We start from the raw sequence: 12,248 nt of genomic DNA on the forward strand, positions 1-12,248 counted from the left end.
GGACGCTCAGAGGAGCGCCCGCAGTTCGTCGCTCGGTCCGAGGGTGGAAAGCTCCGAGTCCACGTCGAGGGTCGAAAGCGTGTCGTCCCCGTCCGCCCTGTCCGCCGTGTTCGCCATCGCGCTGGCGTGAAAGAGGTACGAGAGCCGCAACAGCCAGAGCGCACGCTCCACGTCGTCCGGACCCTCGACGTGGAACGTGGTCCACCCGGATTTCGGGTAGATGTGATGCGGCTCCGTTTGCCCTTCCGCGACGAGTTCGTCGCGGACCCGACGCGGAAACGCGATGTCGAGGATACCCCACTGGTGGACGTGGCCGATTTCCCGTTCCCCGAGGGTGAACTCCGTGCCCCCGAATCGGTGTTCACCGACCTCCACGCCGTCCCATTCCGATACCTCCGTGACGACCGTCTCGATTGCTTGCGTCATGGTTTCCGTTCACCGTCTCCCACAGTATGTGACTAGATCACACGGAGGTTTGCTCCTTTCGCAAAACGAGGACGACGGCGGAAACGGCTGGAATCGAGTTGGACTCGAAGTTGGTACTGACCAGCGTACTGAAAGGCAATACAGGGGGTAGCCCCGGAAGGCTACCCATCGCGGTTGCACTGTCCTATGAGGCACTTGGGGCAGCTATGACGCCCCGATCTATCATCATCGATCTAGATATAAATCGGCAGTTCCTAACTCGTTTGGTCGGGCACCGATTTACGGGGCCAGCGCGGCCATCGTCTCGCGTGCGTCCTCGACCGTCGCGCCGCGGGGGAACCCGACGGCGACCGAATCGACGCCGTCGATTTCGGCGAACTTCTCGAACGCCTCGCGGGCGCGTTCGGCCGTGCCTGCGGCGGCGAGGTCGTCCAGCAGGTCGTCGGTCACCAGTTCGGTCGCCCGCTCCTTGTCGCCGTTCGCCCACGCTTCCGAGATGTCGTAGGCGACGTCCTCGTACCCCTGTCGGGCCAACGAATCGCGGTAGTAGGTTCCCATCCCGCCGATGTAGAATGCGGCGTGTTGCCGTGCGAGGTTTCGGGCGCGCTCGCCGTCCGAAAGCGCACAACAGGTCAGCGAGAGCGTCACTTCCACGTCGTCCGCGTCGCGGTTCCCGAGGTCCACACCGCGCCGCAGGTCGTCGAGTCGGTCGGCCATCCCGTCGGGCGTGAAGAGGGTCGCGTGCCACCCGTCGGCGAACCGTCCCGCCAATTCCACCGACTTCGGTCCCATCCCGGCGGCGTCTATCGGCGGCGGCGTTTCCGGTGGCTCACACCGCAGTCGGAAGCCACCCAGCGTGAAGCAGTCACCGTCGTAGTTCACCGTCTCGCCCGACAGCACCTTCCGAACGATGTCGATGGTTTCGCGGGTGCGCCGTAGCGGGCGGTCGAACGCCTCGCCGTGCCACCCCTGAATGACGGCCGGTCCGCTCGGACCGATGCCGAGCCGAAATCGCCCGTCCGACACTTCCTGTAGCGTCGCGGCGGTCTGCCCGATGAGCGCGGGCGACCGCGAGTAGACGTTGACGATGGACGGCCCGAGACCGATTTTTTCCGTACCGAGCGCCATCGCGGTCAGGCTCGTCACCGCATCGCGCCCCCACGTCTCCGGAAGCCACGCGTGTTCGTAGCCCAGTTCCTCGGCCTGCTGTGTCAGTTCGACGAGCGTCTCGACGCTCGGTTGCGCCGCGACCGGGAGATGAACGGTTCTCTTTGCAGCCATTTCCTACGAATCGTTCGTGTAGTTACCTATCGGTGTCGATATTCACGATTTACGGGTTTCCGAGAGTTGTTCGCCGACGGGGACCGATAGGTATCGAGGAGTGGTGTTCGAGGGAATCACCCGGCCGACGGAAGACAGTGTTCACGTCCCGAAGGAGTTGGGTTCGACGCTCGTGACCGGCGGGAACTCGCGGAGTGCGGGCACGACCAGCCAATAGCCGACGAGCAAACAGTACCCTATCGCGGAGAACCCGATGACCGTCGCACTTCCGTATCTGTCTCCGAACGCCCCACCGATGAGATACCCGAGCGGACCGACGGCCGCGACGAGACTTCCGGTCGTGGAACTCACCCGCGCGAGCAAGTCGTTCGGAACGCCGGTCTGAATCGTCGCGCTGACGAGGACGTTGTAAATCCCGATTGGGATGGTGGCGATTCCGTAACAGAGGAGCACCGCCGGGAGCCAACCGACCGTGACGATGCCGAGTTGGCCGACCGCGGTGATCAGAAAGCCGACGATTACGAAGCGGCCGAACCGAATCGTCTCGAATCGAGATGCGACGAGCGAACCCACGAGGAGACCGACGGTCATGGCCGCGATGAACAGTCCGTACGTCTCCGCGCCGCCGAGCGAATCGGCGAACGCCGGGAGCACTGCCGTCGAACCGGCAGTGAACGCGCTCACGAAGCTCGCCGCGACGACCATGTGCCCGACGACCGAGTTCCGAATCAACTCGAACCCCTCGCGCATGTCGGCGAGGTACTCCGTAACGCTCGGTGACGTTCCGGTCTTCTCGGTCGTGGGAACGCTCAGTAGGGCGAAAAAGACGGCACTCACGACGAACGTCGCCGCGTCGAAGGCGAACAGCGCGACGGCACTGAACACGGCGATGAGCGCCCCCGATAGGGCTTCTGCCACCGCACCGATGGTCTGATGCGTCGCCGATTCGAGCGAGTTCGCACGCGGCAGGAGTTCGTCGTCCACGAGTCGAGGAAGGGCGGCTTTCTCGGCCGGAGCGTTGAGTCGTCCGAGAAGGGCGAGCAGTCCGACGACTGCGAGGACGAGGGAGACGCTCACCGTGTGAACGCGTGCGACCACGGGAACCGAAACGACGACGATGGCCTGTGCCGCCCCGACCAGAACGAGGAGTCGGGAGAGGCGTGAGCGGTCGACGATGGGACCGAACAGAAACCCGAATACTATCGGAAGCCGGGACAGAAATCCGGCGAGTCCGGTATAGAACGTCGAACCGGTCAGCTGATACACCAACCACATCGACGCGATGGAGTACAGTTTGTCGCCGACGCGGTTGACGATGCGAGCGAGATACAGCCGACGAAATCCGGTATTGGCGAGGAGCGTCCCCGTCTTGGATGCCCTGAACCGTCCGCGCCATCCCGTCGATTTCGCCGACGAGTCGATGTCAGCCATACGCACTGTCGAGCCGAGTGAACAATCAAGCTTCGGCGAACGCCAGTTCTGTAAGAGTTCTTATTGTTTTTCGGGGGATTGATGGCGAGGGCCGTCGAAAGCACCGCTATGACGTATGGGACGGAACCCTCGATGGACGCGCTCACCGTGCTGGGCAACGAGATTCGCATGTCCATCCTCCGGGAACTCGCCGACGCCGAGGAGTCGCTTTCCTTTACCGAACTCCGCGAGCGCGTCGGCATACGTGACACCGGGAAGTTCAACTACCATCTGACGAAGCTCTGTGAGTACTTCGTCCGGCAGACGGAGTCCGGGTACGAGTTGGGGCACGCCGGAACGCGGGTCATCACGGCCGCGAATCCGACGGCATCGAGCGAGGACGGCGCAGGCAACGACGACAGTGCGTGCCCCGTCTGCGGCGAGCGGGACTGCGAGAAGTTGTTTCACGTCCATCTGACGCCCGGTTCGTTCTGACTCGGTTCGTGAAGCGTTCGGAACAAAGTATAATTCTACACGGTCTTTCGATTTGGTATGGACGATTCCTCGGAGCCGTTCGGCCCGAACCGACAGAACGAGGTGTTCGCTGGCGGCATGCTCGCCGATCAAACGCCCGATTTGCCGACTTCCCCCGAAGCGCTCGCCGAACTCGCACGCGAGAACCTCTCCCCGGAGGCCCACGCCTACGTCGCCGGGTCCGCCGGGTCCGAAAGCACGAAGGACGAGAACCGCCGCGCCTTCGACCGCTGGCGTATCGTCCCTCGGATGCTCCGCGACGTGTCCGAACGCGACCTCTCGGTCGAAATCCTCGGCCAGAGGCTTCCCGTCCCCGTCATGCTCGCACCGGTCGGCGTTCAATCCATCATCCACGAGGAGGGCGAACTCGCCACCGCGCGGGCCGCCGCCGAACTCGACGTTCCGCTCGTGTTGAGTTCCGCTTCGTCCGAGACGATGGAGGCCGTTTCCCAGGAACTGGGTGATACGCTCGGGTGGTTCCAACTCTACTGGAGCGCCGACAGGGACGTCGCCGCGAGTTTCCTCTCGCGGGCCGAGGACGCGGGCTACGAGGCCGTCGTCTCACGCTCGACACACCGATGATGGGGTGGCGCGAGCGCGACGTGGACCACGCCTACCTTCCGTTCCTCGACGGCGAGGGTGTTGCGAACTACCTCAGCGACCCCGCGTTTCGTGCGTCGCTCGACTCGCCACCGGAGGAGGACACCAGTGCCGCCCTCTGGCGGTTTACCGAGATTTTCGGCGACCCGTCGCTGTCGTGGGACGACCTCGCGTTCCTCCGCGAACACACCGACCTTCCCATCGTGCTGAAGGGAATCCTCCATCCGGACGACGCACGGGAAGCGATCGAGCGTGGCGTGGACGGGGTGGTCGTCTCGAACCACGGCGGGCGGCAGGTGGACGGCGCTATCGGCGCGCTCGATGCGCTCCCGGCCATCGTGGACGAAGTCGGTGACGAGGTTCCCGTCCTCTTCGACAGCGGCATCCGTCGCGGCGCGGACGCCGTCCGCGCCGTCGCGCTCGGCGCGGATGCGGTTCTGCTCGGCCGACCGTACATCTACGGACTCGGAATCGCGGGCCAAGACGGCGTGCGGGAAGTCCTGCGAAATTTCCTCGCGGATCTCGATCTGACGCTGGCGCTGTCCGGACACACCTCGTTCGACGAACTGTCCCGTTCGACCCTGCGCGAAATCGAGCGGTGACGGGGGTCGGGCGAGGAAACCCTTTGGGGGTCGCGGCCGTATCGGAACGGGCTATGGGGGAACACGGAACGTGATGCGGGGAGAGGACTCGTACGACATCGAATCGTGGGAGCCACGGACCCTGATGGATCGGTTCTCGTTGCGGTTGTACGGCTTCCTCGCCGAGGCGGTCCGCGGCGCCACGCTCGTGCTCGCGCTGACGTTCGTGTTCGTCGAACTCGGGTTGGTAGCGACGACGCTCGAAAAACGTCCGATCCTCGGCTTGCTTTCGTTCGTCTCCATCGTCCCGGCGCTCCTCCTCGCACTCTACATCTGGCGCGTCGATCCGACGGAACGGGAACCGATTCCCACGCTCGTCGCCACCTTCCTCCTCGGCGTGGTGTTCGCCGCCTTCGCCGCGATCATCAACACCTTCGGGATGGGCGTCCTCGACGACGTGGGTATCGAGACGCTCGCCATCGTCCCCTTTTTCTTCCTCGTCGTCGGGCCGGTCGAGGAGACGGTGAAATGGCTCGCCGTTCGGTTCCACGCCTACCGCACGCCGCACTTTCAGACCGCCGTCGACGGTGCCGTCTACGGCGCGATGGCCGGATTGGGCTTTGCGACCATCGAAAACCTGACCTACGTCGTCGGATCGGTCGGAACCAACGGCGGTACCGCCGTCACCGTCTCGGGTGTCGCAGTGACGCGCGCCATCGTCGGCCCGAACCACGTGCTCTGGGCGGCCATCTCGGGGTACTACCTCGGACTTGCGAAGATAGTCTCCTCGAACCGCGGGCCGATAATCGTCAAAGGAATCGCCATTCCCGCGTTCCTCCACGGGTTTTACAACTCGACCGCCGGGGTCGTGACGAACCTGCTGTCGTCGATATTCGGCGGTGACGCGTTGGCCTGGTTGCTCGTCTACGTGCTCGTCTTCTCGGGACTCGTCGCGTCATACCTGTTCCGGAAGATTCGGCGGGCGCGCGAGTATTACGAGGATCAAATGCGATTGGGGTGGCAGTGAGACGAAGATCAAATGCGATTGGGGTGGTGTGAGTACCGAGGATTTCCAGTCAGGCACCCGACCGACGCTGGCGCGTCGGATCGAGACGCTCGTGCAACCAGCCACCCACGAACCCGCAGGCCATCCCGACGAACAGCAGGACGATAGGCGTGATGAGCAAAGTAACGACCGCCGCCGCGACCGAAATCACGGCCATCAGCCACGAATTCCCGACGGCATCGACGAGGACCGGATTCCCCCACCACTCATCCAACCCGATTCCGGCGTTCCAAACGGCGATGGGAACCCCGCCGACGATGCCGGTCACGGCCCCCACACGAGTTCCGCGTATCGACCGCGGGCCGTAGCGATAGCCGGAGAGTACACAGGCGACGGCCAGCGGTGTCACCGAAACGGGGTCCGGAGACAGTAGCCAGTTGTAACCGACGGTAAACGGGATGGAAGCGACACCGAGGAGGACGGCAGTTCGGAACCGGTCGTCGTGCAAATCTCGGAGGGTTCGGGACGCGATCATCGGTTGAATATTTATCAGTTTGTGGCTTAGCTCTTTTCCGTTCGCGGACGAAAAATCGATCTTCTCCGGTCGTCGATCTTCTCCGGTCGTTACTGTTGTTGCAGTTCGAACTTCTGCACCTTCCCGGTCGTCGTGCGCGGGAGTTCGTCCACGAAGACGACTTCGCGTGGGTGTTTGTACGCCGCGAGGTTGTCGAGGCAGAATTGTTGAATCTCGTCCTCGGTCACGTCAGCATCCGGCGTGAGGACGACGAACGCTTTCACGGTCTCGTTTCTTCGTTCGTCCGGGATACCGACGACGGCGACGTCGGCCACGGCGGGGTGTTCGAAGAGGAGTTCTTCCACTTCGCGCGGGTAGACGTTGTAGCCCGCCGTGTTGATCATGTGCTTCTTCCGATCCACGACGTAGAAGAAGCCGTCCTCGTCCCAGTACCCGATGTCGCCGGTGTGGAACCACCGCTTTCCGTCCGCTTCGGTGAACGCATCCGTCGTCGCATCCGGCAGGCTAGCGTAGCCCCGCATCACGTTCGGACCCGCGATCACGATCTCGCCGGTCACGTCGTCCAGTTCCGCGTCGTCCTCGGCGAGCGGCCCTTTCTCGACGGGCGGCAGTTCCTCGAAGTCGTCGGTCACGATGCGAGCGCTGACGTCGTCGATGGTTCGACCGATACTGCCCACCCGACGGCCCTTGTCGGGCGTGTTGAAGTGCGTGACTGGACTCGTCTCGGTCAGGCCGTACCCCTCGTAAATCTTCGCGTCGTACAGTTCCTCGAATCGCCGAAGTACTTCGATGGGGATGCCACCGCCGCCGACACCGGCCATCCGGATGGACGAGAGGTCGAACTCGGCGGCGTTCGGTTGGTTGATGATGTCGTTGTACATCGCGGGAACGCCGTGCATCATCGTCAGTTCTGCGTCCTGAATGAGCGAGAGCGCCTGCTGGGCGTCCCACGTCGGCAGCGGATAGAACGTCCCGCCGCTGAACAGCGTCGCGTTCATGCAGACCGTCATGCCGTAGATGTGGAACAGCGGGAGGACGCCCAACAGCGAGTCGTCCGGTCCGACGCCGCCCGGAGCGAGGGCCGCCGCTCCGTGCGCGTTCGAGGTGAGGTTTCGATGGGTGAGTTCCACCCCTTTCGGCGTGCCCGTCGTTCCGCTGGTGTAGGGTTGAACGGCGAGGTCGTCGTCTTCGCGCGATTCGACGTCGCCCTCCCCCTCGGCGAGGAAGTCACCGAAGAAGGTCGCGTCCCCCGGACCGAGCGAAACGATGTGTTCCACATCGGTTTCGTCCCGGACCTCCTCCACGAACGGGACGAGGTCTGGAAGCGTCACGACGACTTTCGCGCCGCTGTCGGCGAGCAGGTGGCTGATCTCCCGCGTTCGATACTGCGGGTTCATCGGCACCACGACGCCGCCCGCCGCGAGCGTCCCGTGGAACGTGACCACGAATTCGGGCGTGTTCGGAAGGTAGACGGCGACCCGGTCGTCCACCCCGACGTCCCGTTCCGCCAGTCCCGCGGCGAACCCGCTGATCTGCGCCCAGAGATCTTCGTACGTCAACTCCCTATCGTCGGTGACGATGGCCAAATCGTTCGGCTGTTCGGAAACCGTGTCCCTCACCGACGTGGTAAGATTCACCATGAACAACTGTAAGAAGGGCACCCTCATAAAACATCATTGTAAATTCGTGTCGAATGGTTGATCTGCTGTGGCGCTCCAAGGGGAACCCTACAAAGTGGGTTCGCTCGTTAAGAGGGTCGTCCTCGTTCCCTCGCCCATGCACCTTCACTGGCATCGGCGCGACCTCCGGGTCGAGGATAACCGGGCGCTCTCGATGGGTGACACCGTCCTCCCGGTGTTCGTCTTCGACGACGAGGTTCTCTCCCACGCGGCCCCACCTCGGGTGTCGTTCATGTGCTCGGCGCTCGAATCGTTGCGTGAGTCCTACCGTGAACGCGGCGGCGACCTGCTGATCGTCCGCGGCGACCCCCGCGAGGAATTGCCGCGAATCGCCGAAGCGTGTGACGCCGACGCCGTCGTCTGGAACCGGGATTACTCCGGGTTGGCGAAGGCACGCGACGCGGACGTTCGGGACGCGCTGGATGACGCGGAAATCGAGCATCGAGCGTTTCACGACGCGCTCCTTCACACGCCGGGTTCCATTACGACGAACAAAGGGGAGTACTACTCCGTCTACACCTACTTCTGGAAGAAGTGGCGCGACCGGGACAAGGACGCGCCGTTCGACGCGCCCGACGAAATCGTCTCGCCGGAGGAAGCGGTTGGCGAGGCCGACGGCGCGATTCCGTCCCTCGCCGACCTCGGATTCGAGGAACCCGAGGGGAACATCCCTCCCGCCGGAACAGAGGCGGCCCGCGACCTCGCGGCCGAATTCTGCGACCGGGACGTGTATCGGTACGACGACGCCCGCGACTATCCCGCCCGCGAATCGACTTCGCGTCTCTCGCCGCATCTCAAGTTCGGGACCATCGGAGTTCGGGAACTGTGGGAGACGACGGAGGAGGCGAAAAACGACGCCGAAAGCGCGAACGATGCCGACTCCGTCGAGGAGTTTCAGGGCCAACTCGCGTGGCGCGAGTTCTACATGCACGTGTTGGACGACAACCCGGACGTGGTCGTGGAGAACTTCAAGGACTACCAGTACGACATCGCGTGGCGCGACGACCCCGACGGCGTGCGGGCGTGGAAGAACGGGGAGACGGGCTATCCCATCGTGGACGCCGGAATGCGCCAACTGCGCGAGGAGGCATGGGTGCACAACCGCGTTCGCATGATCGTCGCCTCGTTTCTGACGAAGGACCTGCTGGTGGATTGGCGCGAGGGCTACGACTGGTATCGGCAGAAGCTCGTGGATCACGACACCGCGAACGACAACGGCGGGTGGCAGTGGGCCGCTTCGACCGGCACCGACGCACAGCCTTACTTCCGCATCTTCAACCCGATGACGCAGGGCGAGCGCTTCGATTCCGACGCGACGTACATCAAGCGGTTCGTCCCCGAATTGGAGGACGTCCCCCCGGACAAGATTCACGATTGGAACGAACTCGACCCGGACGAACGGGAGAAACTCGCGCCCGAGTACCCCGGTCCAATCGTGGACCACTCGGAGCGCCGGGAGATGGCCATCACGATGTTCGAAAACGCGAGGGGGTAGTCGGGGAATCGGAAATCGTGGTGGCACCGTTCACGAATCCAAAGGATCGAACGGTGATGAAGCGTCGTCTTTTATTCAGGTAACTATCTGTTGTTCGACAGTAACCCGCGTTGACCGTCGAGTGACTTGCTCACGGAGCGGATCGGTAACCGATACTACGGTCGGTTTAACCACGAACACGGGAGTTAGCGGGCGGCATACGACGCTCAACGGTGGCCGGGATTGAAATACGACTCTCCCGACGAGCGACGACAGGGTCGCACCCATCTCACGGAGGAAGGAGGTGGGACTCGCGCCCAAGAGGCAACCATGAAAAAAACGATCAAGATACTACTCGTTGCAGCTATGGTCGGCAGTGTGTTCGCGATCGGCTTCGCGGGCAACGCTGCTGCATTCGCAGACGACAACCAGGTACAGGTCAACGGCCAAGCGGCATCGTCTAACGTGGACCAAGGCCAGGCCGTCGCACAGGGTAACTACAACTCGCAGGAGGACAACTACGCGGTCTCGGGTGCGCTCAACGTGGGCCTGGATGACGGAGAGAGTGGTGCGTCGTCCGGCAACGCCGTCGCGGTCCAAGCGAGCGCCCAGAGCAACGACAACTCGCAGTTCGCCTGGTCGAACGCCCAGAACGCCAACTGGCAGAACCAGGACGACTAAACCTCGGTCATCGACGCGACCGGGACTTTGAAGCCTATTTTCTGAGCCACCTCGGACCGTCGCCTCAACACTTAACATCACGACCGTTGACCACTGTCCGGGGGTTACCAATGGCAACGTACGAACTACCGGAATTGCCGTATAGCTACGACGCGCTCGAACCGAGTATCGATGCGCACATCATGGAACTGCACCACGACAAACACCATCAGGGCTACGTCAACGGTGCGAACGCGGCGCTCGACACGCTCGAAGCGATGCGGGAGAACGACGAGTGGGGGGACGTGAAAGGCGTCGAACGAAACCTCGCGTTCAACCTCGCGGGCCACATCAACCACTCCGTCTTCTGGGAGAACATGTCCCCGGACGGTGGGGGCGAACCGGGCGGCGAACTCGCCGATGCGCTGGACGACCAGTTCGGGTCGTTCGACGAGTTCAAGGCCAACTTCTCGGCGGCCGCGAAGGGCGTCGAAGGCTCCGGGTGGGGGATGTTGCTCTACGACCACGTCGGTGAAATCCCGATCGTGACCATGGCCGAGAACCACCAGAATCAGTCACCGATGGCAACGCCGCTGTTGGTACTCGACGTGTGGGAACACGCCTACTACCTCCAGTACGAGAACAACCGCGGCGAGTACGTGGACAACTTCTGGGACGTCGTCAACTGGGACGACGTAGAGGAGCGCTACGACGAAGCGAGCAGCAGGTGACGACCGAGCAATCGCCCTGAAATCGGTCTATTTTGCCGCCGTATCGTGTGATATGTTAGCTAACATCTCCTCAAGGTTTAACAGGCTAAGACGAGATACAGTTAGTGGAGGTAATTCATATATGCCAGAAAAATCGAACGCGGAACTACCACCGCTCCCGTACGACTACGACGCGCTGGAACCGCACATCTCCGAGCAGGTTCTCACGTGGCACCACGACACGCACCATCAGGGCTACGTAAACGGCCTCAACAGTGCCGAAGAGACCCTCGCGGAGAACCGCGAGTCCGGTGACTACTCCAGCACGGCGGGTGCGCTGGGTAACGTGACCCACAACGGCTGTGGTCACTACCTCCACACCCTCTTCTGGGAGAACATGGACGAGAACGGCGGCGGCGAACCCGAGGGCGAACTCGCCGACCGCATCGAGGAGGACTTCGGTTCCTACGAGGGATGGAAGGGCGAATTCGAGGCCGCCGCGAGCGCCGCAGGTGGCTGGGCACTCCTCGTCTACGACCCCGTCGCCAAACAGCTTCGCAACGTCAAAGTTGACAAGCACGACCAAGGCGCACTCTGGGGTAGCCACCCGATTCTCGCGGTGGACGTGTGGGAGCACTCCTACTACTACGACTACGGTCCGGACCGTGGCGACTTCATCGACAACTTCTTCGAAGTGGTCGACTGGGACAACGTCGCAGAACAGTACGACAACGTCGTGTCGCGCTACGAATAGGTCCGAACGCACCGATATTTTTCGAGACAGCGAGGGAAGCGACGGCTATTTCTCGTCCGACGTTACCGTCGGAACGTCGTATCCGGAAGCGATGTCGCTGACGTGCCGATAGAGCGATTCGTAATCGTATCCGCCGGGTTGCAGGTCGAAACTGGCGAATACGCCGACGTTTCGCTCGTCGTCGTCGAAGAACATGCGGAACTGTTCGAAGTCGGTGAATCCCCTGACCGTGTACTGATAGCTGGCGTAGTAGAGTTGGTCGTAGGTGTCCCGGGTGATGAATCCGAACCGTTCGTTGTCCACGAACTTCTCCACGTCGACGGTTTCGAGTTTGTCAGCGACGTCCTCACGGAGAAAGAGCATCTCGAAGTCGTGTTGGTCGAACAGCCAGATATCTCGCAGATAGGTACCCCCGAACTCGGCGAAGGCCGAGACGAGCGCTTCTTTCGTCTCGCTTCCCGATTCCTCATCCATGTCGTTTTCTATCTCTAATGCACCAATATAAAAACTCGGATATAATGCTCATTTATTATATTTGTTCGAGTATGATCGAACGATAGTACGCTCACGCATATCACATAGCTCGTCGACGCGCTTC

General features: G+C 62.4%; 12 protein-coding genes and 1 pseudogene. 7 read left to right on the forward strand and 6 right to left on the reverse strand.

Annotation, left to right across the window (positions count from 1 at the left end; genetic code table 11):
* Positions 1 to 6 precede the first annotated feature (6 nt).
* The 3 genes from A4G99_RS16990 to A4G99_RS17000 form a co-directional block, all read right to left on the reverse strand.
* The gene (locus A4G99_RS16990; RefSeq protein ID WP_066146237.1) at positions 7 to 426 is read right to left on the reverse strand and encodes a luciferase family protein; all 420 of its coding nucleotides are present in this window, start codon (positions 424 to 426) and stop codon (positions 7 to 9) included.
* A 279-nt stretch (positions 427 to 705) separates the two neighbouring features.
* Positions 706 to 1,707 carry a TIGR04024 family LLM class F420-dependent oxidoreductase gene (locus A4G99_RS16995; protein ID WP_066146240.1) on the reverse strand — a complete coding sequence of 334 codons (1,002 nt, stop codon included), beginning with the start codon at positions 1,705 to 1,707 and terminating at the stop codon, positions 706 to 708.
* 141 nt (positions 1,708 to 1,848) lie between these two features.
* The gene (locus A4G99_RS17000) at positions 1,849 to 3,138 is read right to left on the reverse strand and encodes an MFS transporter (protein WP_066146243.1); all 1,290 of its coding nucleotides are present in this window, start codon (positions 3,136 to 3,138) and stop codon (positions 1,849 to 1,851) included.
* 108 nt (positions 3,139 to 3,246) lie between these two features.
* Here A4G99_RS17000 and A4G99_RS17005 point away from each other — a divergent pair, with 108 nt between their 5' ends.
* The 3 genes and pseudogenes from A4G99_RS17005 (at position 3,247) to A4G99_RS17015 (ending at position 5,859) form a co-directional block, all read left to right on the forward strand.
* Positions 3,247 to 3,612: a helix-turn-helix domain-containing protein gene (locus tag A4G99_RS17005; protein ID WP_066146246.1), complete on the forward strand. Its 366-nt coding sequence runs from the start codon at positions 3,247 to 3,249 to the stop codon at positions 3,610 to 3,612.
* Between the two features lie 57 nt (positions 3,613 to 3,669).
* Positions 3,670 to 4,853, forward strand: a pseudogene (locus A4G99_RS17010) (lactate 2-monooxygenase).
* Positions 4,854 to 4,926: 73 nt separating this feature from the next.
* The gene (locus A4G99_RS17015) at positions 4,927 to 5,859 is read left to right on the forward strand and encodes a PrsW family intramembrane metalloprotease (protein WP_066146249.1); all 933 of its coding nucleotides are present in this window, start codon (positions 4,927 to 4,929) and stop codon (positions 5,857 to 5,859) included.
* A gap of 49 nt (positions 5,860 to 5,908) precedes the next feature.
* Here A4G99_RS17015 and A4G99_RS17020 read toward each other — a convergent pair whose 3' ends face one another.
* Together A4G99_RS17020 and A4G99_RS17025 are read right to left on the reverse strand one after the other, a co-directional pair.
* Positions 5,909 to 6,373, reverse strand: a complete 465-nt coding sequence (locus A4G99_RS17020; RefSeq protein ID WP_066146252.1) for a DUF5518 domain-containing protein — start codon at positions 6,371 to 6,373, stop codon at positions 5,909 to 5,911.
* 89 nt (positions 6,374 to 6,462) lie between these two features.
* On the reverse strand, positions 6,463 to 8,013 hold the full coding sequence (locus A4G99_RS17025) for a long-chain fatty acid--CoA ligase (protein ID WP_066146723.1): 1,551 nt from the start codon (positions 8,011 to 8,013) through the stop codon (positions 6,463 to 6,465).
* Positions 8,014 to 8,149: 136 nt separating this feature from the next.
* Between A4G99_RS17025 and A4G99_RS17030 the strand changes: the two genes are divergently transcribed.
* The 4 genes from A4G99_RS17030 (at position 8,150) to sod (ending at position 11,650) form a co-directional block, all read left to right on the forward strand.
* Positions 8,150 to 9,547 carry a deoxyribodipyrimidine photo-lyase gene (locus A4G99_RS17030; protein WP_066146726.1) on the forward strand — a complete coding sequence of 466 codons (1,398 nt, stop codon included), beginning with the start codon at positions 8,150 to 8,152 and terminating at the stop codon, positions 9,545 to 9,547.
* Between the two features lie 222 nt (positions 9,548 to 9,769).
* Positions 9,770 to 10,207 (forward strand): hypothetical protein, encoded by a 438-nt coding sequence (locus A4G99_RS17035; protein ID WP_223301945.1) that lies wholly within the window; start codon positions 9,770 to 9,772, stop codon positions 10,205 to 10,207.
* Positions 10,208 to 10,317: 110 nt separating this feature from the next.
* Positions 10,318 to 10,917 carry a superoxide dismutase gene (locus tag A4G99_RS17040; RefSeq protein ID WP_066146258.1) on the forward strand — a complete coding sequence of 200 codons (600 nt, stop codon included), beginning with the start codon at positions 10,318 to 10,320 and terminating at the stop codon, positions 10,915 to 10,917.
* 121 nt (positions 10,918 to 11,038) lie between these two features.
* Complete coding sequence (gene sod / locus A4G99_RS17045; RefSeq protein ID WP_066146261.1) at positions 11,039 to 11,650, forward strand: superoxide dismutase; 612 nt, start codon at positions 11,039 to 11,041, stop codon at positions 11,648 to 11,650.
* Positions 11,651 to 11,695: 45 nt separating this feature from the next.
* Here the strand turns inward: sod and A4G99_RS17050 are convergent, their stop codons facing one another.
* Positions 11,696 to 12,124: a hypothetical protein gene (locus tag A4G99_RS17050; RefSeq protein ID WP_066146264.1), complete on the reverse strand. Its 429-nt coding sequence runs from the start codon at positions 12,122 to 12,124 to the stop codon at positions 11,696 to 11,698.
* Positions 12,125 to 12,248: the final 124 nt, after the last annotated feature.

This window comes from Haladaptatus sp. R4 (genome assembly GCF_001625445.1).
GTDB lineage: Archaea > Halobacteriota > Halobacteria > Halobacteriales > Haladaptataceae > Haladaptatus.